Origin of the sequence: Rickettsiella massiliensis 20B, from assembly GCF_000257395.1 — a bacterium.
GTDB lineage: Bacteria > Pseudomonadota > Gammaproteobacteria > Diplorickettsiales > Diplorickettsiaceae > Diplorickettsia > Diplorickettsia massiliensis.
This window is the reverse complement of record NZ_AJGC01000001.1, coordinates 110661-134469: the sequence shown is the minus strand read 5'-3', so window position 1 is coordinate 134469 and position 23809 is coordinate 110661. Positions and strand designations below refer to the sequence as shown.

The following is a 23809-nucleotide window of genomic DNA, read 5'->3' as shown; positions in this document are numbered from 1 at the left end:
AACAAGGTTAAAACACATGAGTATATTAATCGATAAGAATACCAAAGTCATTTGTCAGGGCTTTACGGGTAAACAAGGTACATTCCATTCTGAACAAGCAATCGCTTATGGCACCCAGATGGTGGGTGGCGTCACTCCGGGTAAAGGCGGCACGCAGCATCTGGGTTTGCCTGTATTTAATACCGTGGCCGAAGCCGTTACCGCTACCGGTGCACAAGCGAGTGTTATCTACGTTCCAGCCCCTTTTTGTAAAGACTCTATTCTCGAAGCCGCCGAAGCGGGAATTGAATTAATCGTTTGTATTACTGAAGGGATTCCTGCTCTGGATATGTTAGCAGTGAAAATTTATTTAGAAACGAATAAACCAAATACACGATTAATCGGCCCAAACTGCCCAGGAATTATTACGCCCGGCGCATGTAAAATTGGTATTATGCCAGGCTATATTCATCAACCTGGCCGTGTTGGCATTGTCTCGCGTTCAGGAACATTAACGTATGAAGCGGTCAAGCAAACCACAGATTTAGGGTTAGGGCAAAGTACCTGTGTCGGGATTGGTGGCGATCCGATTCCAGGTATGAATTTTGTCGATGTGTTACGTTTATTCCAAGATGATCCACAAACTGAAGCAATTGTCATGGTGGGTGAAATTGGTGGGAGTGCGGAAGAAGAAGCGGCTGAATTTATAAAATCCCATGTAACAAAACCCGTTGTGGCGTACATTGCCGGTGTGACAGCACCTGCTGGTAAACGAATGGGGCACGCAGGGGCAATTATTTCTGGGGGAAAAGGCACCGCGGCTGAGAAATTTAAAGCCTTAGAAGCGGCGGGTGTGCGGACAGTTCAATCACCGACGGAAATGGGGCAAGCGATTAAAGATATTCTTTATGCCAATTAGTTCAACATTACTTAACACAATTGGAAATACCCCGCTTGTAAAATTAGCAAAATTGTCACCGAATCCACAGGTGACAATTTTAGCGAAATGTGAGTTTTTAAATCCAAGTGGAAGTATAAAAGATCGTATCGTTGACTATATTATTCGCGATGCGGAACAACAAGGCCTGCTCAAACCAGGCGGTACAATTGTTGAAAATACTTCAGGTAATACTGGAGCAGCGATTGCTATGTTAGCCGCTATCAAGGGATATAGTGCTATTTTAACGATGCCGGATAAGGTGAGTCAGGAAAAGCAAGATGCATTAAAAGCATTGGGGGCAAAAATCGTCGTGACACCGACCGCAGCGGTGCCCGATTCTCCGGATCATTATGTGAATGTAGCGAAACGGATCGCTGAAGAAACGCCAAATAGTTTTCGTATTAATCAATACGATAATCTGAAAAATCCTGAAGCACATTATCACTCAACCGGCCCCGAAATTTGGGAACAAACGACAGGACAATGTGATATTTTTATTGCAAGCGGGAGTACTGGGGGAACGATATCTGGCGTAGGTCGGTTTTTGAAAGAACGAAATCCAAATCTAAAACTTATATTACCTGACCCAGTCGGATCGATTTACTACGAGTATTTTAAAACCGGTAAAATACCGGCAACCGGTAACTGTCGTTATTTTGTTGAGGGGGTAGGTGAGGACCATCTTGCTCAGGCATTAGACTTTTCATTATTGGATGAGGTGATTTCTTTCACAGATCAAGAAGCCTTTTTAACAGCACGTCGTTTGGCCGTTGAAGAAGGTATTCTCGCAGGGGGATCTTCCGGTGCAAATGTTTGGGCTGCGTTGCAAGTTGCTCAAATACAAACTCGACCTACAACCATCGTAACCGTTTTACCAGATAATGGTATTAAATACCTGAGTAAAATATATAACGATGAATGGATGCAAAGTCACGATCTCTTAGGATAAAGTAAAACGGCGTTAAAAGACGCCGTTATATCTAATGATTGTTTGCAATAAATCTATCGTTTTATAAAAATTTAACCCTTAACTCCTTAAGGAGAGCCTTATTAAAGTGCACTGTAGGAGAAACAAAGAGTTAATTTTGCTCATCATGGATTCCCTGATTTTTTCTTTAACCCCTCAATTTTTTAACGAATCGCCCATAAAGAAAAAAAGGCGAGAATAACCATACTTAAGTCTTCGATTAATGTAATACTAGAGAGTAGAACTTTTAAATCCTAAACAAGCACATTGAAATTTTTGTTTCTTTAGCAAGCTATTGACGACACCTAGGGTGGAAAAGCCCATGATAAAGATAGTCAAAATAGGCGCCATTTTTGGAAACCATCCCCCTAAATATAAAATAGTCAATCCGAGTTCTAGAAAAGGATAGATGAATCCATACGTTGGCCGATGTTTAGCGAGGAGATCATACGTCGCATAACCTTTTGATTTTTTTTATACAGGCATTCGCAATGCATCCCGTATATTTTATAGTGCCATTGCATTTTAGGCCTCCTTTAACTTAAGAAAAAAGACTGAATTTAGAGTTTTGAGAGAAAGTTTCAGTATATCTTTTTTATTAATAATATTAATCAATAAATCATCACTTTAATATATATTAAAGTGATGATAAGTTCAAAAATCGACTATAAAAGAAGATTTTTCTTTAAAAAAGACTCAATGATTTTTATTTCACGTACAGTAAATGGTTTTTTAAAGAGATAATCAATACCCGCTTGTTGAGCTTCTTCCTCTAATCCTTGATAGCTATAACCTGTGATAGCAAACATAGGGATACGATTGGATCGGTGTTGTTGTTCCCAACCGCGATATAAGGAAGTGACTTCTATGCCACTTAGCTCAGGTAACATGATGTCTAATAAAACCCAACTATAAGAATGAGTTTTCAAACAACGTAATAATTCACTTCCTTCTTTCGCAATTTGTACTGAATAGCCAGACTGTTCAAGTAATTTTTTGATGGTGTAAGCAATCATTGGATTATCTTCGCCCAGCAAGATCGAATTGTTTATCCTTTTTTTAGGATTATCTATGTTACTTTTCAATGAGAAATTACCCCCTCAGTAATTTTGATTATTTTTGGATTAAAATAATCATTTAGAAAATTTAATTATTTTTCTTAATTTTTTTATATTTTTTCCTTTATTTTTAAATAGAATAAAAATCTATCGTCTTTTACATTTTACCTTTAAATCTCTTTTGTTTTCTATTATTACCGATTAGAAAAAGCGCTATTATTTTAGCATACCAGAAAGATAATTAATGAAAATAGATTAGTTTATAATATACTATTATATTTAGATAAACTGGTATAATATATGTATTATATGAGTCATTCTTATTTACATGGCAAGTGTATCTAGTTCTAGAGGCATTTGATTTATAGAAAAAAAGATATTCCTTTATATTTAGATAAACTGGTACAATATATGTATTATATAAGTAATTCTTATTTAAATTGCAAGTGTATCCAGTTCCAGAGGCATTTGATTTATAGAAAAAAAGGATCTTCTTCTTAGTGTTATACATATTCACTTATAAAAAGAAGTAAAAACTAGTGAGTAGTGTACATATGGGCGAAAAAACTTCACAGTTATCTATCAAACTGAGGTGTTTTGCGCTTTATGGTTCTTTTCTTGGGGTATTATTTGGGTTACTAATTGTCTTTTTTATTCGGGTTCTTCTGCTTATTCCAGGATTTAATTCTTCTCCGTACGGTATTTTATTAGGTGTTTTTTATATTTATCAATTTGGTAGCTTTGGTTTTATTTTAGGAATCAATACCGGAGCCTACTTAAATCGACGAAATCAGGTTTATAAAAAATTACAAGCACTAAAATAATTAATATGTTAATAAGATTAGGTTTTTAATTTCATTTGATAATTTTTTAGTTTGCCTGATCGTATTTTTTTAAAAAAAGAAAATATACTATCTAAAAGGTAATTTAAATAATTAAGTTTAGACCAGGTAACCCGTCTTATGTTTAATTTAATATTTTTTAGTATGGCTTCAGCTTAGTGAAGCTTGATGGATAAATGTATATTTTCAGAGGCTTAGGATAGGAACCTTCATTTTCAGTAGTACAATGTGAACGCTTTATTTTTTTAAAAAGCATGGCTTTTCGAATAAATGTTTCACCTAAATGAAGCATACCTTCTGTAGTTAAGATGATTTCAATTTTATGAAAAAAATTTTTATCGTAAATTAAGTAATCTGGTATAGATTTAATAATAATATGAGTAGAATTTTCATTCTTTCTTTTTCTCAAATTCTTCAGTTTTACTACGTGTTGGGTAAATATCAACGATGTAAGTATTTTGATGATTATTTACATTTGAATCGCTTAGGGCATTAATATTTTGAGGTACTAAATTTTCTTTACTAAGCTGTAATTCATCATTGATTAAAGGAACTCATTCAGGAATGTTCCTAATTAAATGAAAACCTCTGTAAGAATAAGGTTTTTTAGCGTCCATATCGTAAAAAAGTTTATTTTTAATCCATTTCTTCTTATTGAGAATCGCTTGTCGAATCAATTCTGTGCCAAATCCAAATAATCCATCTATTGTAAAATCAAGACTATTTGCTATTATTTTCTGGTTATCTGTTAAAATAATACTAATTAAATTTTTGTCGATAAAGTTAAATACTTTTTTTATTTGTTTAATAAAGATCAATTAAATATTCTTTTTTTATGAGAGAAGCTCGTTTTTTCCAAAAATAAAAACGAGGTAAAAGTTTATCGACCTGTATAGCCGATAGGTGAGTTAAGCTTATTTTTTATTAAAATTAACTTATCCACAGTAAATTATCCTAGTCATGAGTATTGGTATTTTTTTATTTGTTCACTGATATGTATCTATCTATGATGAGAATACTGCATCATGGTGTTCTCATTTCTATATAAGTAAAGGTTGTTGTTTGGATATTCTTTTTAAAGAGTATTTTCATTGTAAACAAAGAAGTATTAAGAGATAATTTTTGTTGTATATTCTTTAGTCTCATGGTTATAAGCCTCAATGGCTATTTTCTTTTTATTACAATAACGGGTTTATAGAATGATACTATGACCCGTTTGATTGGGTTCTATGATTTCAGTAGCGCCACTTTACCGCATTAGTTAAATCATACGCTGACTAAAAGAACCATGCTGTACACAATAATTTTATTAAAATACACATTGAATTATATTTTTTATATAAAAATGGCTTATTGATAAAAGGACTTAACTCGATTACTCTGAAAGAGTAAGTCATTCTGTATAGAAGATAAGCGAAGTACATTTTTTGTGAGGGGTAACATGCAATTAAAAACCTTGATAATTGCCATTTTAATGGGAGCGAGTACAATTTCTTTTGTACCGCAAATTAGGGCTGCACAAACCCCAGAGGGGCCACATCTTGTGACTTCAGGAACAAGTTGTGTTGAAGCGATGCCCGATATGGCAACCCTTTCAATACAAGTGACTATATTAGCTAAGGAGGCTACCGCGGCTAAAAAACAAGTCGATGCTCGTATTGTGCATTATTTTGATTTTTTACGCAAAAATGGAATTGATAAAAAAGAGATTGATACCGCAAATATTGAAATTCATCCTGAATACGATTATCCAAAAAATGAGGAAAAAGTATTCAAAGGCTATCGTGCATCACGTCAAATTCGAGTCACTGTCCATCAACTGAGTAAAATAAATGAACTCTTAGATGGCGCTCTGAAAGTAGGTTTGAATGAAATTCGTGATATAAAACTCGGGGTCTCTGATCCCAGTCTTTATCGTGAACAGGCGCGTAAAAAAGCAGTAGAAAATGCAATGACGCAAGCCGAGTCACTGACTAAAGAGTTTAAAGTTAGGTTGGGGCCTGTTTATAGTATCCGTTATCATGTAAATGATGATCAACGGATGCCTGTGCGTCTGATGATGGCTCAATCCCGTAGTTTGGGGGCAGGGGGAGGTAACAATGAGATAAATGAAACGTATGGCACACAAACGATTTATTTTAATGACCAGGTAGACGTGGTATTTTATCTCCAAACGAAGGGATCTGAGTAAAATTTTGAAGAGTTTAATATATTACTAAATGGATAGTTAATTTATCCCATAACCAATAAATTGAAATTTACTCGATATAAATAGTAACAACATGTTAATTTAAAAATCCAAACAAACTATGTCTAACCTCATCTTAAACCGAGATTTTTACGGGCAAGAAACCCTCTGGGTCGCTAAAAATTTATTAGGTAAAGTATTAAAATTTTCAGAATATCATGGCGTGATTACTGAAGTTGAAGCCTATATTGGACAAGACGATCCTGCTTGTCATGCCGCAAAAGGTTATACGAAACGAACAGCTGTCATGTTTGGTTTACCTGGCTATTCTTATGTATATTTAATTTATGGAATGTATTATTGCTTGAATATTGTAACGGAAGGGGAAGGCTTTCCTGCTGCAGTATTAATTAGGGGGATTAATTTATTTAAACCAATGTCACTTTCTATTGATGGTCCCGGTAAATTATGTAAAATGTTAAATATATCAACCATAAATAATAACGTTGATCTAACTGTACATAATGATTTTTGTGTTTATGACTCCGATCATCATCCTAATTATAAAAGCACTTCAAGAGTCGGAATAAAAAAAGGTATAGATAAGCTGTGGAGATTCAAAGCACTATGATACATAATTCCGACATTCCGACATTCCGACTATGAGACGATGTAAATGTAAAAAAGTTGAATAGGGTTGAATTGGTAATGAATCAGAAGGGCATCACACCTTAAAAATCATGGTTGAGGCACGAGAACTACAATTTACTCTTGATTCGTTAGTATGGCACTTAATAAAAATATTATTGAATGTTAAATAATCATTCTCCTAGGATCCACTTAAACGGGGGCAAGCCACATTGAGTGAGTAAAATTACATTGTTAACTTGTTTATTTCCTCCCCTAATTTTTCTGAAATAGGCGATTCAGGTCCTGAGGTAACGGTTTCTGCGAAAAAATAGAATAGGTTAATCACGGTCTAGTTTGTAATTTTCTTCTCGTATTAGAACGACTAGTCTCTTCTATAAATCTATCAAACCAATCACTCTTGGGTTGATAAATAGATCGTCTTGCTTGTAGTTAGTTTTGTTCATCAACTTTAGCCGCATATTGTTCTGGTGTGTATGATTCAGGAATATTGGCCAGATCTTCATTAAGTCTGATTGCAGAAGCAGATACAGACTGATGAAACTTGATAATACATACGTATTATCACAGTAATTAATAGGCTGTTTAGAGTTAGGCATACATTATTCTCATTTTATTAAAACACACCCAATACTTCCAATAAAGTACAATATAAATGTGCGACTGAAAAACTTACTTTTCCATACACGTGTGACGTATTCAGCTATTTCAACTGCGTCCAATGCAGCTCCGCGACGCAGATTATCTGAAGCCAACCACAACAATAATCCATTATGAATGGTCGGATCTATTCTAAGCCTATCTACAAATACATCATTTTCCCCCTCAACCTCTACAGGTGTAGTGTAATGATCGGCACTTAATCGTACTCCTGGGCTATTGCTCAAGCGTGCTTTAATTTCTTCTAAGTTGATTTGGTTAGCGAATTCAATTTCTAAAGAAATACGTACAGCAGTTGCTAGAACCTTAAGTTTGGAGCTAATAATTTTTTGTAATTCTTCAATAGTTTTGTATTCTTCAAAAAAAGCCATCCTCTAGAATTTTATCAACCTGAGGGATCACATTAAAAGCAATCTGGCGAGTAAATAGTTGACTAGGATAATGCTCGCCTGAATATATAATTTTTGTTTGTTGGTAAAACTCATCCATAGCTAATTTTTGAGTTCCAGAAACAGATTGATAGGTAGTGATAATTACACGAACTACTGTTGCATAGTTATGTAAAGGTTTAAGCACAACTGAAATGGGAGAGGCTAAACAGTTTGCCACAGCCAATAAATTATGTTTTTTTGTGATAATCCTAGCATTGACTGGAGGTACTATTAATGGCACTTGTGGATCCAATCTATACATAGAACTTGAATCCACTACTTAACTCCCGCTTCAAGTACTTTGGTTATATAATGTTTGGAAATATCACTATCCGTTGCAAACAAAGCCAAAAAAATTTTGAAATCATAAACTTCAATATTTTCGATTGGATAATCATGCACACCGATTTTCAGTTGCTGTCCAACTGAACGTGATAAAGCAAAATATTTGAGATGATTCGGATCGAAAGTTTTCTTTTGTATTAATATTTCTCGTATTTTACGACCGACATTACCGGTTACACCGGTAATAGCAATCACTTTCTGTTCTTGATTCATGCCTCATTGCTCCAAATTTTTAATTGAATTATTTTATTTATTTCTTCAAGGGATCTTATAACTTGATTGTTACTAGCTGGTTTATCAAGCAATTTCTGTAGCTATGGTGGTATAGGAATTTTTACATCTATAATTTTTTGCAATCATGCAATCGAATTTAAAAGGATCGGCAGTTGCCACAATAATCCATAGTTGTTTGGAAAGTTGCAGCCTTACAAATAAAGTAGTCGCTGTATGTGGAAAAATAATTTTCAAATGATTTGTATATACTGTTTTAATTGTATTTTTTATAGTTTCATCACATGCACTAATTGCTTTTAATTCACTTTTTAATTCATTAAAAGTGTTAAATACTGCATAGAAGTGTTCAAAATTACTAAGATTGCCAACGTTCATTGCATTAGCAATGCGTTGAAATACTCTTGCGAGCTTTATAATTACCTGTAACTAAATATTCATGAATAGCCCTGTTGACATTATTTTAAAGTGTAATAGTTATTACAAGTATGTTATTATCTTAACAAGTTATTTAGTAATACTATCTCGCGAAATTTTTCCCTTAAAATAAAAAGGTTAGTTTAGGAAATATTCAAAAATCAATAAAAAAGTTCTTGAAAAATGATAGACGGAAAGTCTTAGCAATTACTATCGAATAGGTTGGTAGTTTTAGTATAATTAATTTCACTACGCTACTAAATTTTTTTAATTGTTAGGGTGGAAGAGTTGGCCGTAGTTGTTTAATATAAAACAGTGGCTGAGTGAGGGCATGCGATCAATGATAGGTTATTAATAATAAGGCTGAGCGTTGTTAATTAATCAATTAATCAATTAATCGCCAATGCTTTAATTTTTTCATAATCCAACTTTTAAAAAGTTGTAAGTAAATTATAAAAAAGCACCTTTTTGGACATATTTTTAATTAAAAATATGGATTTATTAATTCACAGTAATTGCATGAAATTCGTAAAAAATTTTAAAAAAATAATTTTTAATTACTTACTGACGCAGTTTATTCGTAATCAAACAATAATAATTTCTTAAGGATTCGATATGCCTATACCCGCTTTAGCTTTAAGACCAGAATCTGATGAAAAAAGAGTTAAACGAGCCAATGAAGCGCGCTACACATTAGAAAAAGCGACAGAACACAGAGATTATCATTACTTATTAAATGATGAAGATTTAGCCGATATCGCACGCATTGAATATAACGACTTCAAAAGACTAAGCTCTCCGGATCGTGGTTATCACTTTACCATTGTGAATAATATTCAGCATTTAAGACAAGAGATTAACTCGTTGCTCATGATGGTTGATTCTATAGCTAAATCACGTCTGACCTTATTAATTAATTTAGGAAATTTACACTGGGTCACCTTAGTTTTGAGTTATCAAGAACATGGTTATAATGGATATTATGTGGATTCGCAAGGTTATCCTTTAGAAGAACAACATCGACAATTGCTGGAAAGCTTAAAACGTTAGACTCACCATGATTGATATCAGTCATCAAATTCGTCAACCTCAAGATAACTATAATTCCGGAATTTTGGCGTTAGAAAATGCCCATGATCTTAATCAAATGCTCGATCGGCAGCAAACGGTCGGTTGGGTTTTTACAGCCTTAAATCGTGATCGTGATACGAATTATTTTCATCATAAAAGAGAATATTTTTCAAGCCTACTCAATGACGACATGATCACACACTATGTACCTAGTAATGTCAATAATGATGAAGAGAAAAGAAAAGAAATAAAAGCTATTTCTCCCGAAGATTCTGATTTAAGCGAACCAGTTCGAGTGAGTTTTTTTGCAGCGATTAAAAAAGGCGAGCTAACTGAAGTAAAAAAATATTTAGAGCAGGCGCATGATCAAGAAACCTTAAATGATTTTCTATTAGCAGGGGATAACGATCACAAAACAGCGTTACATTTAGCCGCGGAACATGGAAATCTAGATCTCGTCGATTATTTAATTCGCCAGGGTAGTCATCCTAATGTGCAGGATAAAAAACACAGAACCCCTTTATATTATGCGTCAGCCTTGCATCATGCCGTTAAGGCAGGGCAAGCTATGGTGCAATTATTAACCGAACACGGTGCTAATTTAAAGCTTGAAACTAAAAATAAAAGCACAGCGCTCATACTCGCAGCAAAATATCATCATGCCATCCTCATACGTTTTATAATCGATAAGGTTATAAATAATGAATTTTATATCAATAGTGTTGATAAACAGGGTATGAATGCATTGCTTTACCTAGCTAAAGAAAAGCAATGGGAATTGTTTCAATATGTGGTGGCCCATGGCGGAAATATTAATCAAGCGGATAAAACTGGAAAGCTACCCATTACCTGGGTACTGGAAGCCCAACGTTTTGATCTCGCTCAGTTTATGCTCGAACACGATCTTGATGTTGAACTACTAAGTGAAGTACAAAAAAAGAGCTTATTGAGCGAAGTTATTAAATCAAATCTGGAGATTCAATCGTTACAACAAAATCTATACACTGCGCTTTTTAGTACATTACGTTTGAATAACATTGGATTAATTAAAACCTTGTTTCAGCATTTAGGTTATAATGATCCGGCAAGCTCAAATCTTAAGCTGCAAATCGATAGTATCATTCCAAGAATTTATGAAGAATTAAAACTAAGACATGTCCCCCTAAGTTATCAGACGTCTTATTATATCGAAAATTTGATATTAAAATCGCGTTTTACTTCTATAAATACTAATGAAAATAAAAAAGAAATCAAAACATCGCTGGCCGAAGTGGTTGATAGAATACAGATTATAACTGAATTTTCACATCAGTTAACACATGACTATGCGATTATCGATAGCGAATTTTTATTAAAAGCACAATTCATAGCACAAACTATCCATCATTTGAAAAGCACTTTGCGATCAACTTATCACCAGTTACCCTGGGAAGAAATGGAATTTTGTTTAGTCAATTTTATTCATGCCCATACTCAGCCAGAAACGGCTGATTTTATTTCGCAAATAGTTATTGATAAAGAAAGATTCTTGGGACATTTAAAAAATTTTGCTGATCAATTAGCAATAGAAAAAATTAAGATTACGGAAAGAAGTCTGCAAGGTGATTTTCCTAAGCAAACCGATCCAAAACAATCCGCCCATCATGAAGCACAAAAAGCAGTGATTGCAAATAATCCGTTGTTTGAATCGCTCTATCAGGATCATGAAAAAATAAGAACTCTTTACTCATTAAATAAGATCGAATTTTATTTAAAATCCGCATTATCGATTGACCTCAATGCGGATCTAGAATTGGGTAAATTAGTGATCGAAAGAACGTTACAAGTCATCGGAGAAAATCTTAAAAATACCCTACAATCTCCTAATGTATCGGATGAAATTCATCAATTTTTAATTTTATTTGCGCCCAAATATTTACGCGAAACCGTCACCTCATTACGTGATTCGTTATCACATGCTTATCTGTTAAAAAATAAAATAACGCTCGAAATAGAACAAGATGCCCATTTCTTTAAAAAAATCCAAACGGATCTACAAAAAATACATTTAGCAACGACGGATATGCTTTATCGCTATAAAGTTTATATCATTAAGGATTTTTTAAAAAAGTTCTGGTTAGTCAAGATTTTAATGAGATTCATGCCATTGTTAAAAATCTACCTAACTTTCAGTTAGATCAAATGAGTTTTGAGAAAAATATTAACATACTTGAGAAAACTAAGCAGAAGATTATAACACTTGTTGATGATGTCCCTGATCCCACTGAATTGGAAAAAAAATTATTAAATCATGTCAAGGAAATTATTCTATTTAATGAAAATAAAATCATTGGTTTAAAAAATTATTATATTAATACCTTTAGCTTCTTAAATAAGATTATCGATGAGGTAACCCATAGCAAAAATTTCCGTAAAATCAAGCAAGATATTCAGCGCTATTTAAATAATTATGTCCCAGAATTGCAACCTTTTTCTCTAAAAAGGATTGATAACTTATTGCAACAGATTTCACAGTGTTTAAAGGCGCGATTAACCGGCGAGACTTTAGATAAAATCCAGACAAAAATTCATATAATTTCTTACTATATTGCTTATGAGCTGACTCGAATTAACCATATCACCAGTTTCAAATTGTTATTAGAAAAAAAAGAGAATCTTTCACTGAATGAATCCCATCAATTGCTTGAGCAGTTTTTTTCTACCCTAGAAGGAAAACTTAGCTCCGAAGTTGACAAAGCTAATTTTCGTACAGAAATTGAAGCCAAACGGCAGCTTTATGACGCTAAAGTCGAACTTAAAGGTTTATTCATTCAACTTGACAGTCAAACTCTGAATCCAAGCGATCCGCTAGTCACCCAACGCTATCAAGAGTTAGCGCAACCGTTAAAGAAAAATTTAAAAAAGAAACTCGATAAAAGTTTAAAAGATAAAAATTGGCCTGAGTGTATAAAAATTATAGAAAATTTACGGAATGCTTATCAAGTACTAGTGGAGTCCACGCTCAATTCAATTGAATATCAGGAAACCTTTAAGGTCTATCGCGCTATAAAAGATTTTGTGAGTTCTTTTGACAATAAAAATTTATTAAAAAAATTAATGAATTGATTGAAGTGATGGTTGAAGAAAATAAAAAACATTGCAAGCTCAATTTTTTATTAAACGATCAGAAGTATTAGAAAACTTTCACTTCGGTTATATGGAACACATTGAATTAAGAGATGATTTAACCAACGCATTAGAAATGGTTGCGCTGGACTTTTTGGAAATGTTCGAAATAAATTCAATGCTGGCTGATAATAGCGGTTTTATTGACAATGATTCTCCGGTGTTAATCGGTAAAGCTTTACGTAATTACTTAGCGCATGGCGATTTAATTATGGAGCTACTACCCACAAAACCCAACATAGCCGTTATTTCAAATATCTTCGAACTACTTGAACATGACATTGCTTTGATTGAAAAACAAAGCATCATTATTGGTCAAGCCACGAAAAGTAGTTCAAAAACGCTAAAACAACAATATGATAACAAACTCAGCGTACTCATTAATCAAAATCATTTTTTCTTAAACGCTCAACAGGATAATTTAGCTTTTATCTTGGAAGCTTACAGTCGTTATACTGCCGATATTCAAGCGAGATCATTAAATGACTGGAGTTTATTACACTTCGCTGCTAAGGGCGACGCGCTTGAAGTGTTTAAATTTGCACTGAGTCAACACTTAGACATAGAGCATGAAGATGTTGAGGGTCAGACACCCCTCTCTATAGCGGTTAATTATGGCAGTGATCGAATATTAACTTACCTTATTGATAAAAATAAACTTACTTGGCTTGATATTAACTCGAAAAAACTTTTACACAACGCAGCAGAATATGGTCAATTATCGATAGTTGAGCTGTTTGTCAATCATAACGCTAAGGTGAATGAATTAGATGCAAGTGCTTTATATTTTGCAGCACTCGGTGGTCATCTCGATGTCGTTAGCTTTTTAATAGAGCATTTTGCGGAGGTGGATGCTTTAACGATTGAGAAGGCATCGCCTTTACATGTAGCCGCAGGAGAGGGGCATCTTGAGGTCGTTAAGTTTTTACTAGAACACCACGCCAGGGTTAATGCTTGTACTGACAACGATTGGACCCCCCTTCATTATGCGGCGCGACGGGGTCATTACCCAGTGGTAAAACTGTTAATACAGTATGATGCCAAGGTGGATGCTTTAACGCGACATCATATCTCGCCGTTGCATTGTGCGGCGCAAAATGGGCATTATTCGATCGTAGAACTCTTAGTAAAACACTTTGCTCAAATAAACGTGGCCAATCATGATGACTTAATGCCGTTGCATTTGGCTGCCGAAAATGGCTATTCCAATGTCATTAAACTTTTATTATCGAAAATGGATAGTTCAGATAGCTTTCCGCCAAAAATTAAGATTACTACCTTACACGTCGCTGCCTTGAATGGTCATATCGAAGTGGTTCAAACTTTATTGGCTGACATGGAAGCTAAAAATCCTGAAAAGCTCGCTGAATTTAAACAGCGTTGGATCTCGCAACGAGCCAAGGTTATACCCCACTCGTTCAGCTATTATTGGCAGAGGGTGCTAAGATTGATATTTTAAATAGTCAATTAATCACACCTTTACACCTCGCGGTACTGGAAGGTCATACTGAAGTGGTTATGATTTTGCTCGCTTACATAAGAGAAAAGTATACTGAAAATGATTTTAGAACCTTTATCAATGCACTAGATACGTATTATTGGTCCGCATTACATTTAGCCGCTTATCGTGGCAACCATGTGATGGTTAAAATGTTATTGGATGAGGGTGCCAACATTCAGGAGCAAACAATATATCAAGACACAGCGCTGATGTTAGCCGCCGGTCATGGCCACAGCCATGTGGTCGAGACGTTATTGACGTATATTAAAGAACAAAAACCTGAAAAATTATTCGAATTTGTTAATGACTCAAATATCCATGGTTTATCTGCTTTACACCAAGCAGCTCAACAGGGTTTTGTTGAAATAATGAGATTACTGTTGGCGCAAGGGGCTCGAATTAATGGTTTAGGGCCTGATAAAAAAACGCCGCTAATGTTAGCGGCTGCTAATGGATTTTCCGAAGCGGTTCAGTTTTTATTAGCCAACAACGCTCAAGTCGATGCAAGCACTGAAAATAAAAAGAGAACTGCATTATTTTTAGCAGCGAAGAATGGGAATATGGATGTAGTTCAGGTTTTATTGGCTTATATTAAAGAAAAAACTCCCGCACAACTTAAACAATTCATCAATACCTCTGATATACAGGGTTTAACCGCATCTAGCAAGTGCCAATGGGCATGCTGAATTGGTAGCCCATTTATTGGATGGAAGGTGCTGCGGTGAATCAAGAGGATCAGCATAAGTTAACACCCATTCATCTAGCAGCAGAAAATGGTCAAGCTGCGGTGATTAAGTTTTTGTTAGCCCACCGCGCCAAAGTGAATAGCAAAGATGAAAATAAACTTAGCGCTATCCACAAAGCCACTCACAAAGGCTACACTAGAGTGATTAAAATTTTACTTAACAACGGTGCTGAAGTGGATAGTCTGGATAATGATGGGTCAAGTCCGTTACATATTGCCGCTTTCCATGGAGACTTCCAATCAATAAAGTTATTAATAGCACATAAAGCCAAAAAAGAAATCAAAAATAACGCCGGTAAAACCCCTTGGGATTTAGCTCAAGACGCATTAGAAAAACAACCTAGTCACCCTGAATTAGAGAGAAGTTTACGGCTATTGTCTCAGTGTTAAGACTCAAGTAGAAGCGGTTACTCAACAACAACAACATTATCTGACGTTATCAAAGTTTATCTCAGAGCATTTTCCAACAGTGAGGATTATTCCGGTGATACAGGGCTTGTACTTACCGTCATTTGCCTCAAGAAGAATAAAAATCGAGGGGCAATGTGCCGCCATAACGCGTGCTTTTTCTCAAAGTGTATTCTTGTCACCGACATGGGGATCCCCAAGAGACTTGCAGCAATCTTTTTTGAATAATCTTCAAACTTCAGCTGAGCTTTATGAGCGATTGGCACGAGGAAAACAAATTTCAGTGCGTGAAGAAAGAGAAATTTTTGGCTTGAGTCATTTACTCGATGATTTTAAATATGCCATTGATTCGTCTACTAATAGTTTACCTGCGAGCTTGATGACCACGAAACACTATTCAACTTTAGCGGACTTCGAAAATGATCTTAATCAGCAAGTAGGTGATTTTGCATTACATATCGTCACCGAGAATCATGTGACGGCTATTTATCGCAAAGCGAACCAATATGCCTATTTTGACAGCAACGTGGCTTATACGTGGGGTTTAAAAAGTATTTCTGAGCTAATGATGATCTTAAATCAAGCCACTGACCCCATCAGTACGATAACGGTTGAATACTTTAATGTCGCTGAAGCAAATCAACGATTATCCAACAAGCAAAAAATCATCTTAACGCAACCGTTTAAAAGCGAACGTTTTCTTTTGTCTCAGCAAGATCAACAACAAGGTAAGCTGAATTTGCAGGATGATAAATGGGTTTCTCGAGTCGAACTTTATGATGTGGGTACTAAAATTGAATTCTTAGGCGAGACAGCTAAGTTGATCAATGCCGATATGGATTTAAATGATGAAAGAGTTAGATTTTATTTAAGTCATAATCTATTAAGTCTGAGCGCATCTGATTATATCAAACACGTACGAGGAAAGCAGGTAAAACAAATCTTTAAGAGGACTGAGCCTATTCCTATCTTAGGGACGCGTCGCGAAGTTCAGATGCTTACGCAATTACGACAATTAATCAATCAGGATGTTCATGACCAACTTAAACCGGCCGTAATCAATGCGTTATTAAAAACAACACCTGAAAGGGCATTAAATATTTTGTCTGACCTTGAAGTCCAACATGCCAAAAAAATGGCCCAATCGTTTAACTAATGCCGCAGGAAGAATATCGCAAATCCATAGCGCATATTCCATTCTTCAAGCGGCCCTGCTTGAGGATAAAAAAGGTTTTGCCTTAGGAGTGGGTGAGATGGGCTTTTCGCTTTTTTCTCAATTGATTGAAGACAAAATAGTTAAGCTAACACCCTTGATGATTAAACGCCTTAAACATGGATTAATGCTATCGAGAGGAGTGGCGGGCGTTGTTAGCAGTCCGTTTGATATCTATGATTTCATTGAATCTTCAATTAATGCCGCACACGCCATTCCTTATACTAAGGAATGGCGGGATAATATTGCGAATGCTGTATTGTCAGGTGGATCTTTGATTACCACCGTTGCTGCCACAGCGGCTAAAAAACCAGGGATTGGATCAGCTGTTGCGGTAGGTTTAATTGCTATTCGTGGATTGTATAGTGGTAGCAGCATGGTTTTAGAATATAAACAATATTCACTCACAACTTCCCAAGAATTTCGTTTATTTATGCATACTTTGGCGATGCAAGCTCCGCCTCAAGATGTGCAGTATCTTGAGGCAAGACAAAACCTATTGAATGAAATTGCAGAAAACATGGTGAAGCATTTAAGCAATAATTTTATCTCCGCGTATGTGAGTGGTCTCGGAGAAATTATTTTTCGCGACGGTGAAAATCCTTGTAATATTCGCCAATTACGAATAGTGAGTAGTGGTAGAACGCGTTGCACTAAAAAAACACCTAAAATACCCACTGTAGTGGCCAGTCCAGCCAAAATTATGATGGGATTAACGGATCATGGCAATTACCGGTATTTTTTATCTCGGATTGTCACCGACAAGGTTTTATATCATACAGCTTATACAGCAACTTGTTTACCAGCGTTTACTGGTGAACCTTTCGAATATGACGACACGCTAGGAAAAGGTTGGCCGTTACATCGACGTTCTGAGCAAGTCACTTCTTATTGTGAAAATGCTATGGTGATTGAAGATATTTATAAAGAAGATTACAAAAAGATTGTTTATGACCTCGATTTAATTTCCGGTGGAACAATCGTTGGCAGAGATAACGGTTGGCATAATACTTTCTTAATGGGAAAAGAACCTAATAAAATAATGGGTGGTGAAAATGCCAGCAATCTGTTTATTCTGAGCAGTTTAGCATTTGGAGAAATATGGGGAGGACAAAACGCTACCAATATACTTGACCTAACGCAAGTCAAAGGTGATATCAACATTAATGATTTTCCAATAGATTATGATCGAAAAAGCCAGGCTCAACAGCACTTTCAAACTGGAAATCCTCTCATTTATGGGGTCACAACCTGGGTTATCTCGGCCGATATAAGCTTGCATTATTTAACACAGCCGGTCACAGTCTATGTGAAACCTTCAGCAGGCAGTTCTCATTTACATCTTAGTCAAGCCAACATTGTTTTTACGGATACGCTTTTATTAAAGGAGTGTGATCATTTTATTTATTCTTCTGAAGAAAATAGTCTTGAATTGAAAATTAAAGATTTTTCGTTAACCCTCCATAATTATTTTGATCAGAATCAGAAAAATTGCCCTATTAAATTGATTGATCAACACGGTAGTGTGATAGAGCCGTTAGTGGATTTTTCTTTAACCCACTCGAGTCAAGAGATTAAGTTATTGAGTTTAAAAGCAACAATGGAGTTAACTGATGATGAAATGTTGCAAAGATATGACACTCTGGCAAGCTCAAAATCTCATTATCAGGTTTTTTGAGTTAAAACAGCGTTACCGGCGGCATCGGTTTATGGGGTACGCAGCAATCAGATATGATACCGCTAAACCATGAGATTCGCTATGCGCAAGCAGGAGAGGGGGAAGATGCCTATTATTTAACATTAACCTCGAGCACTTTTAACGCAACGATTGATAACTTTGCAGAAGATAGGCAATGGGATTTACTTTATCTTCCAATTCCCATTACGGATATCAAAGCCTATAAAGTCAGTGAAACTCTATTGATAAAACACGTTAATGAATCGATGGCGATATCGATTAAAAATTATTTTTTCACTAGCTTTTATCGACATCTTATTATAATGGATGCTCATCAAGCTAGTTTTATTCCTTGGTTGAATGAATCGACTCTTTTGCCTTCTCTAATGCCTTTTTTTCGCGCGACCGAACATAAAAAATTCTTTTCGTTCGACACTGAAAAACTAGCGGGCAGAGCAACACTACGGCTAGCGACTCGCTATAAAACCATAAAATTTTATCGTGAAGCGCAGCACCTATTGTTAATAGGTGATAATAATTTAGTGGTTAAGTTGGAAGCTTTTTATGATCATCCGAATAAGTTATCGATCGGCTTTTGGTATGATCATCGCCAAAACGAAATGTTAAATCCAACACAATTGTACGAGTTTGCCAAATTAGCCATTCATTATAGTAATGAACTTATCAGTCTCTATGACGATCAAATCATCGAATATACCGTCGCTGCTAAGAATTTGACGATTCAGCATCATCAAGCGGAGAGTGATTCAACGTCCGTGACTAAACGTTTTGGAATATTGCGATTTGACCAACCGATTCAAGTCATCGTCGCTAAAAACCAGCACGATCTTTTACTTTCTACTGATAAATCGAATATAACGCTTAAAAATTGGGATCGTTTGGATTATAGAATCTCTGCAGTTCGATTTGGTGACGATGATGATTACTTTATGATGAATAATCTTGAGCAATTTGATTTATCCCAAATAAATTCACTACAGAGTTTATTCAATTTGGCAAACTTACAGCATTTAGCGCGCAAACAATTAAACGCAATCAATACCGAGGTGGTTAACGCTATAAAGCGGCAACTGATTGTTCAGGGTTTAGAAAATAATTACACGACTTTTCATTGTTTAGGATTTAATTCAGTGGATGCTGAACAAGCGTTTTTAACGTTATATCTACACTTAAAAATGTATCATCACACTCGACACGATCATGCGGTTAAAGCCGTTATAGGATTATTTGTTTTAGGTTACTCAAACGTGTTAGTTCAGAATCAAGGAAATGATGCCGCTACCAGTATGAAGCAGTGTTTTAAAACTCTTTTAGGAGATTCATTAAGTGATGAGCTCATTAGCAAATTAGAAAAACAAACCACGGAAATTAGTGAACATCTTGAAAATAATCTAAAGCGATTTATTGCTTCACATCACGCAACCATCCAAGAAAACCTTTCAATAGCATTCACTTCCATGCTTCGAGCCGAGGAGGCGGCTACTGATCATCAGCCTCGTATTCGACGAGACGTTAGTACTCACGAAATTTTTAGCTCACCTACACAAAAAACATTGGACAATAAACCCCTGCTAACTAACAAACCAGCATCAACGACCTTAAATAATTATGATGTCAGTTTTGAACAGAATTTTATCTTTATTAAATGGCTATTCGGCTATGTTTTCAAACAAGGTCCGCTTATTCAGCGAATGGCGTCGATCCAGAAGTTGGCCTACCAGGAGGAGTCGGAGGAGTCTGAAACATCGTTAGTTAATATTAACAAAACGCTTTCAATCTGCCATATTGGCTTCTGAAGATTATCACGATGATTCGTTTAAACGTTTAATTCAAGACGATCCTTTAATTAAAAAGCCTGTGGTAAGAACGCAACATAATACGCCACACTTTTTTGGTTTAGCTCGTTTAAAATCAACTACTTTTGGAATTAATACAACATTTCCTGAATTGAAATCCCTTGGCAGATCATTAATTAGTTAGTGGGTTATTCTTTGCCTCAATATTACTTCCGATAAATTGCATTATCGGAAGTAATGGCTTCAATTCTTTTCTTTTAACTCAATTCTCTTGATTTGCATCAACTTCCAATTCAAATATTTGAGTACTTAGTTTTTTAGTTTTCTGATTATATTTATTTAATGAAAAATAAATAAGATTTTTTTGGGTAGAGGCTACTTGAACTTGATCATAAAACATCATGTTGTTTTTTTGAACTGATTCACGAATTTTTTCAGGAATAAAATAGCTGTTCACTTTCTTTTTAGTACGATTAAAACTAAAAAACTTATCATGCTCCGGATTTTGAAATATATCTCTAGGAAAAATAAAAAGTTCATCGTTATATCTACAAGACATATGAGTTAAAGCATTTACATGACAGAAATCATTATAATCCTCTCTAGTTTTATACGTAATAATAGATCTTTCTTTCTTCTTAGGGGATAGGAAAGAAAGATAGCTAAATTTTTTATTTTTAAATGTAGGTTGTTCATATTGAATATTTGCTGTTTTTACAACAGTATTAGAAACATTAACTTCTATCAAATTTTCTTCTTCTATTATTATTTTTCCTTTACCCTTTTTGTCAGGAGTAATTTCTTCTTCATCTATTTTTGTTTCTCGGCCAGAGCAGATAACAACAAGTTCATCATTTTCTTTAAAATAATCAACGATAGGGTTATCACAACCACAGTCTATAACTTCTGAAGGTCCTAAACAAACCCAACTTTCATAATTTACTCCGCTAGCAGAAAAGGCTTTTCCAGAAGTCCAACCTGCTATATCCCCTCCTCCTAGCGCTGCATTATTATCGAGAGAAAATAATGTAGTATTATCTCCAACACGAGAAGGATGATACTGTTGATGATAAGAAGACTTTACATTTTTTAACTTACTTACTTTGATACAAAAAACACCCGCACGGTGAGATAAATAGCATCGAATAAATTTATCATCAATTTGACCAATTGTACCATATCTTTCCACTGTCGGTTCTTTAAGAGCCAATACATACCTTGGTTCAGCCAGTTCATCTTTATCAAGATGATATCTACGAATATAAATATTTGATTTGTTTTTTCTTTATAAAAATAATAAATTGAATTTGAATTCGGTGGTATAGAAATGTCAAGTAATGACAGAGATCTACTAAAATCTATTTCATTTTTATATACTTCTTCCCATAAAAATACTCTTTCTTTTTCAATAACTTTTTTATTCCACTTTGAAGCACGTAAAGGTTGTCCATGATTATCATAACACTCAATTAAATAATTATTTAATTGAGTGTTATCACCAATATTATTGGTATCTGTATTTCCTTTTTTTCTAACTTACTATAAATAAGATTATTTTGTTCTTCAACAAGTTCTAAGTCTATCTCTTGATTAATAGGATAAGGAAGAATCAACTGTAAAAAAAATCCTTCTAATTCTATTAAAGACAAAGAATTTTCAATATATACATGAGCTATTAGAATATCATTATTCTTAGCTTTATCTTTAAAAAATAAACCTACTTCATTGATTAAATAATCTGTACTACTCTTAATCTCTTCTGGGATTCTTATATTAAATTTAAAAAACCGATGTCTATTCATAAACTCCAAACTATCTACTTTGAATTTAAATAATATTTCATTTAAATTTTCTGGATTCCATTTGCCTATATCTTCTGTTTTACTTAATTTAACGATTATTTCATCAGAACTTAAGTTTCCGTTTAATAAATCAGTATAGTTTAGAAGATTACTAGTCGGTATTAAATTTAAAAAATTAGATTCACTCATAAATATCCTTCTTATTTAAGTTTTATATTGAACCTAATTAAATATATCATATTTTATAATTCAATATACTTGATGCTATATATTGAATTCTTATTTATTAAAATTATTGTTTCTTGTTTGAGTATATAAGTTTTAAAATTTTATTTATTACATCTAGCAAATTAGTTATATATATGTTGATTTTTCTTTTATAAGAAAAATCAATCAAATAAAATAGTAAAAGAAAGATATCGAATAATTATTATTTATAAATAATAATAAATTTAAGATTTATTGATATCTATCTTATTTAATTAATAGGAGCATTATTATTATGTGTAGATCATGCAGTAACGACCTATCAGAACTAGATGAATTTTTAGCTTATAAATTAATTAAACTTACCAAAATTATAGGGAAAAATAAATTATGGGATGAAGACTGTAATTGTAAAAATAAAGAAGACAATAATAAAGATAAAGATTTAGATAAAAAACTAGAAGAATGTAAAAATAAAAATAAAGATTTAGATAAAAAACTAGAAGAATCTAAAAATAAAAATAAAGATTTACAGAAAGAACTAGATGAATCTAAAAATAAAAATAAAGATTTACAGAAAGAACTAGATGAATCTAAAAATAAAAATAAAGATTTAATGCCTGTAAAAAAAAATCAATAGAAATGCAAGAAGAGCTCGAAAGTCTTCGACTAGCTTTAAGACAAGTGATAACTCTAAATAAAACTGAGGACGGAGAGTTGTTGGGTAAAGAAGTAAGAATTTATCACGATAATTCGAGGAAAAAATTAAAACCCACATAAGGATGGTTTATCAAGATGGTAAGTTAGAACGTATGATTCTTACAGAATATGACATGAATGGAAAAGAAACAAAGAAACAAGAATACAATTCAGATGAAATACCTTTAGAATTAATCAAATATAAAAGCGATATACAAAAATCATTAATGCATGAAAATATTATGGTATGATATTACAACATAAATATATATATTTCTAAAATTAAATCTTAAAAAAACAAAGCACGTAAAAATTAATTTTTACGTGCTTTGTTTTAAGATGATGCAGAAAATTTGATAAGAATTATGGTAATTAATTAAAAATAGTTTGGGCCTCCTGGCATGTGATCTATATGACCGAAGCCTGGTCTCTCTTCTAAATCATGATAATAATGAAAAGAACTTTTATTTTCGCTATAACGATGATGAAGCAGTTGTCTTTCTTTAAAAGATTGAGGAGTGTCAAAATTATTTCTGGGTAAATACCTTAAATTAGGAAATAAATGCTGTTGTTTTTCCTTTTGAATACCAAGTATTTGCTGTGGTAATAATCGATTAGAGGTTTCTTCTTTAGCCTCATTCGCTACGATTTTTTGAAACTCCTCCTCAGTCATTTCCCGCCACTGACTGTTACCTTGAGCGTGCTCAAGCGCCTGCCTTTTAATATTTTCTTGAGGATCTTTTTTAGATGATTCTGAGTTCATATTATCTTCCTTTTGGGTAAAAATAGAATAATAA

General features: G+C 34.1%; 26 protein-coding genes and 1 pseudogene. 17 read left to right on the top strand and 10 right to left on the bottom strand.

Features of this window, described 5'->3' with window-relative positions; genetic code table 11:
• Positions 1–16 precede the first annotated feature (16 nt).
• The gene (sucD, locus tag S3O_RS0100840; RefSeq protein ID WP_010597146.1) at positions 17–898 is read left to right on the top strand and encodes a succinate--CoA ligase subunit alpha; all 882 of its coding nucleotides are present in this window, start codon (positions 17–19) and stop codon (positions 896–898) included.
• Positions 888–1868, top strand: coding sequence for a PLP-dependent cysteine synthase family protein (locus S3O_RS0100835; protein WP_010597145.1), 981 nt, complete (start codon positions 888–890; stop codon positions 1866–1868). Before sucD ends, S3O_RS0100835 begins: the two co-directional genes overlap by 11 nt.
• Positions 1869–2117: 249 nt before the next feature.
• Here S3O_RS0100835 and S3O_RS20225 read toward each other — a convergent pair.
• Together S3O_RS20225 and S3O_RS0100830 are read right to left on the bottom strand one after the other, a co-directional pair.
• Positions 2118–2330: pseudogene (locus S3O_RS20225) on the bottom strand (MauE/DoxX family redox-associated membrane protein); the annotation flags it as partial.
• Between the two features lie 221 nt (positions 2331–2551).
• Positions 2552–2923, bottom strand: a complete 372-nt coding sequence (locus tag S3O_RS0100830) for a response regulator (RefSeq protein ID WP_010597144.1) — start codon at positions 2921–2923, stop codon at positions 2552–2554.
• 560 nt (positions 2924–3483) lie between these two features.
• On the opposite strand from S3O_RS0100830, the gene S3O_RS0100825 reads away from it, so the two are divergent.
• On the top strand, positions 3484–3768 hold the full coding sequence (locus S3O_RS0100825) for a hypothetical protein (protein ID WP_156792666.1): 285 nt from the start codon (positions 3484–3486) through the stop codon (positions 3766–3768).
• 572 nt (positions 3769–4340) lie between these two features.
• On the opposite strand, the gene S3O_RS0100815 is transcribed toward S3O_RS0100825, so the two are convergent.
• The gene (locus S3O_RS0100815; RefSeq protein WP_010597141.1) at positions 4341–4604 is read right to left on the bottom strand and encodes a hypothetical protein; all 264 of its coding nucleotides are present in this window, start codon (positions 4602–4604) and stop codon (positions 4341–4343) included.
• A 623-nt stretch (positions 4605–5227) separates the two neighbouring features.
• Here S3O_RS0100815 and S3O_RS0100810 point away from each other — a divergent pair.
• Entirely contained in the window at positions 5228–5977 is a 750-nt protein-coding gene (locus S3O_RS0100810; RefSeq protein WP_010597140.1) for an oxidative stress defense protein, read from the top strand.
• 118 nt (positions 5978–6095) lie between these two features.
• Positions 6096–6605, top strand: a complete 510-nt coding sequence (locus S3O_RS0100805; protein WP_010597139.1) for a DNA-3-methyladenine glycosylase — start codon at positions 6096–6098, stop codon at positions 6603–6605.
• Between the two features lie 625 nt (positions 6606–7230).
• Here S3O_RS0100805 and S3O_RS19300 read toward each other — a convergent pair.
• The 4 genes from S3O_RS19300 to S3O_RS0100785 form a co-directional block, all read right to left on the bottom strand.
• Positions 7231–7653 carry an Asd/ArgC dimerization domain-containing protein gene (locus tag S3O_RS19300; RefSeq protein ID WP_010597138.1) on the bottom strand — a complete coding sequence of 141 codons (423 nt, stop codon included), beginning with the start codon at positions 7651–7653 and terminating at the stop codon, positions 7231–7233.
• A complete protein-coding gene (locus tag S3O_RS19295; protein ID WP_192805840.1) occupies positions 7640–7954 on the bottom strand; it encodes an Asd/ArgC dimerization domain-containing protein in 315 nt (104 codons plus the stop codon). The genes S3O_RS19300 and S3O_RS19295 overlap by 14 nt, the downstream gene beginning before the upstream one ends.
• A gap of 35 nt (positions 7955–7989) precedes the next feature.
• Positions 7990–8271, bottom strand: coding sequence for an aspartate-semialdehyde dehydrogenase (locus S3O_RS14935; protein ID WP_010597136.1), 282 nt, complete (start codon positions 8269–8271; stop codon positions 7990–7992).
• An 84-nt stretch (positions 8272–8355) separates the two neighbouring features.
• Positions 8356–8667 carry a hypothetical protein gene (locus tag S3O_RS0100785; RefSeq protein ID WP_010597135.1) on the bottom strand — a complete coding sequence of 104 codons (312 nt, stop codon included), beginning with the start codon at positions 8665–8667 and terminating at the stop codon, positions 8356–8358.
• A 654-nt stretch (positions 8668–9321) separates the two neighbouring features.
• Between S3O_RS0100785 and S3O_RS0100780 the strand changes: the two genes are divergently transcribed.
• The 10 genes from S3O_RS0100780 (at position 9322) to S3O_RS0100735 (ending at position 20488) form a co-directional block, all read left to right on the top strand.
• On the top strand, positions 9322–9756 hold the full coding sequence (locus S3O_RS0100780; protein ID WP_010597134.1) for a hypothetical protein: 435 nt from the start codon (positions 9322–9324) through the stop codon (positions 9754–9756).
• A gap of 7 nt (positions 9757–9763) precedes the next feature.
• A complete protein-coding gene (locus S3O_RS0100775) occupies positions 9764–11953 on the top strand; it encodes an ankyrin repeat domain-containing protein (RefSeq protein ID WP_010597133.1) in 2190 nt (729 codons plus the stop codon).
• Between the two features lie 5 nt (positions 11954–11958).
• Positions 11959–12882, top strand: a complete 924-nt coding sequence (locus S3O_RS0100770; RefSeq protein ID WP_010597132.1) for a hypothetical protein — start codon at positions 11959–11961, stop codon at positions 12880–12882.
• A gap of 31 nt (positions 12883–12913) precedes the next feature.
• Positions 12914–14401, top strand: a complete 1488-nt coding sequence (locus tag S3O_RS0100765; RefSeq protein WP_010597131.1) for an ankyrin repeat domain-containing protein — start codon at positions 12914–12916, stop codon at positions 14399–14401.
• Positions 14323–15129, top strand: coding sequence for an ankyrin repeat domain-containing protein (locus S3O_RS0100760; protein WP_083827575.1), 807 nt, complete (start codon positions 14323–14325; stop codon positions 15127–15129). The genes S3O_RS0100765 and S3O_RS0100760 overlap by 79 nt, the downstream gene beginning before the upstream one ends.
• 35 nt (positions 15130–15164) lie before the next feature.
• Positions 15165–15578, top strand: a complete 414-nt coding sequence (locus S3O_RS0100755; RefSeq protein WP_192805839.1) for an ankyrin repeat domain-containing protein — start codon at positions 15165–15167, stop codon at positions 15576–15578.
• Between the two features lie 79 nt (positions 15579–15657).
• Positions 15658–16752, top strand: coding sequence for a hypothetical protein (locus S3O_RS0100750; RefSeq protein WP_192805838.1), 1095 nt, complete (start codon positions 15658–15660; stop codon positions 16750–16752).
• Positions 16721–18487 (top strand): hypothetical protein, encoded by a 1767-nt coding sequence (locus tag S3O_RS0100745; RefSeq protein ID WP_010597127.1) that lies wholly within the window; start codon positions 16721–16723, stop codon positions 18485–18487. The genes S3O_RS0100750 and S3O_RS0100745 overlap by 32 nt, the downstream gene beginning before the upstream one ends.
• Before the next feature lie 53 nt (positions 18488–18540).
• Complete coding sequence (locus S3O_RS0100740; protein ID WP_010597126.1) at positions 18541–20304, top strand: hypothetical protein; 1764 nt, start codon at positions 18541–18543, stop codon at positions 20302–20304.
• Positions 20294–20488, top strand: coding sequence for a hypothetical protein (locus S3O_RS0100735; protein ID WP_010597125.1), 195 nt, complete (start codon positions 20294–20296; stop codon positions 20486–20488). The genes S3O_RS0100740 and S3O_RS0100735 overlap by 11 nt, the downstream gene beginning before the upstream one ends.
• Before the next feature lie 78 nt (positions 20489–20566).
• Here the strand turns inward: S3O_RS0100735 and S3O_RS0100730 are convergent, their stop codons facing one another.
• A complete protein-coding gene (locus S3O_RS0100730) occupies positions 20567–21514 on the bottom strand; it encodes a hypothetical protein (protein WP_010597124.1) in 948 nt (315 codons plus the stop codon).
• A gap of 271 nt (positions 21515–21785) precedes the next feature.
• The gene (locus S3O_RS0100720; protein ID WP_010597123.1) at positions 21786–22295 is read right to left on the bottom strand and encodes a hypothetical protein; all 510 of its coding nucleotides are present in this window, start codon (positions 22293–22295) and stop codon (positions 21786–21788) included.
• A gap of 313 nt (positions 22296–22608) precedes the next feature.
• Between S3O_RS0100720 and S3O_RS0100715 the strand changes: the two genes are divergently transcribed.
• Both S3O_RS0100715 and S3O_RS16900 read left to right on the top strand, forming a co-directional pair.
• The gene (locus S3O_RS0100715) at positions 22609–22953 is read left to right on the top strand and encodes a hypothetical protein (protein ID WP_010597122.1); all 345 of its coding nucleotides are present in this window, start codon (positions 22609–22611) and stop codon (positions 22951–22953) included.
• A gap of 142 nt (positions 22954–23095) precedes the next feature.
• Positions 23096–23263, top strand: coding sequence for a hypothetical protein (locus S3O_RS16900; protein ID WP_156792664.1), 168 nt, complete (start codon positions 23096–23098; stop codon positions 23261–23263).
• Positions 23264–23388: 125 nt separating this feature from the next.
• Here the strand turns inward: S3O_RS16900 and S3O_RS0100700 are convergent, their stop codons facing one another.
• Positions 23389–23775 (bottom strand): hypothetical protein, encoded by a 387-nt coding sequence (locus tag S3O_RS0100700; RefSeq protein ID WP_010597121.1) that lies wholly within the window; start codon positions 23773–23775, stop codon positions 23389–23391.
• Positions 23776–23809 lie beyond the last annotated feature (34 nt).

Bases quoted from the DNA above. Each gene is read 5' to 3' on its own strand.
- sucD (WP_010597146.1), top strand. From the start codon at position 17: ATGAGTATATTAATCGATAAGAATACCAAAGTCATTTGTCAGGGCTTT.
- S3O_RS0100835 (WP_010597145.1), top strand. From the start codon at position 888: ATGCCAATTAGTTCAACATTACTTAACACAATTGGAAATACCCCGCTT.
- S3O_RS0100810 (WP_010597140.1), top strand. From the start codon at position 5,228: ATGCAATTAAAAACCTTGATAATTGCCATTTTAATGGGAGCGAGTACA.
- S3O_RS0100805 (WP_010597139.1), top strand. From the start codon at position 6,096: ATGTCTAACCTCATCTTAAACCGAGATTTTTACGGGCAAGAAACCCTC.
- S3O_RS19300 (WP_010597138.1), bottom strand. From the start codon at position 7,653: ATGGCTTTTTTTGAAGAATACAAAACTATTGAAGAATTACAAAAAATT.
- S3O_RS14935 (WP_010597136.1), bottom strand. From the start codon at position 8,271: ATGAATCAAGAACAGAAAGTGATTGCTATTACCGGTGTAACCGGTAAT.
- S3O_RS0100785 (WP_010597135.1), bottom strand. From the start codon at position 8,667: ATGAACGTTGGCAATCTTAGTAATTTTGAACACTTCTATGCAGTATTT.
- S3O_RS0100780 (WP_010597134.1), top strand. From the start codon at position 9,322: ATGCCTATACCCGCTTTAGCTTTAAGACCAGAATCTGATGAAAAAAGA.
- S3O_RS0100775 (WP_010597133.1), top strand. From the start codon at position 9,764: ATGATTGATATCAGTCATCAAATTCGTCAACCTCAAGATAACTATAAT.
- S3O_RS0100770 (WP_010597132.1), top strand. From the start codon at position 11,959: ATGAGTTTTGAGAAAAATATTAACATACTTGAGAAAACTAAGCAGAAG.
- S3O_RS0100745 (WP_010597127.1), top strand. From the start codon at position 16,721: ATGCCAAAAAAATGGCCCAATCGTTTAACTAATGCCGCAGGAAGAATA.
- S3O_RS0100740 (WP_010597126.1), top strand. From the start codon at position 18,541: ATGATACCGCTAAACCATGAGATTCGCTATGCGCAAGCAGGAGAGGGG.
- S3O_RS0100720 (WP_010597123.1), bottom strand. From the start codon at position 22,295: ATGAGTGAATCTAATTTTTTAAATTTAATACCGACTAGTAATCTTCTA.
- S3O_RS0100715 (WP_010597122.1), top strand. From the start codon at position 22,609: ATGTGTAGATCATGCAGTAACGACCTATCAGAACTAGATGAATTTTTA.
- S3O_RS16900 (WP_156792664.1), top strand. From the start codon at position 23,096: ATGGTTTATCAAGATGGTAAGTTAGAACGTATGATTCTTACAGAATAT.
- S3O_RS0100700 (WP_010597121.1), bottom strand. From the start codon at position 23,775: ATGAACTCAGAATCATCTAAAAAAGATCCTCAAGAAAATATTAAAAGG.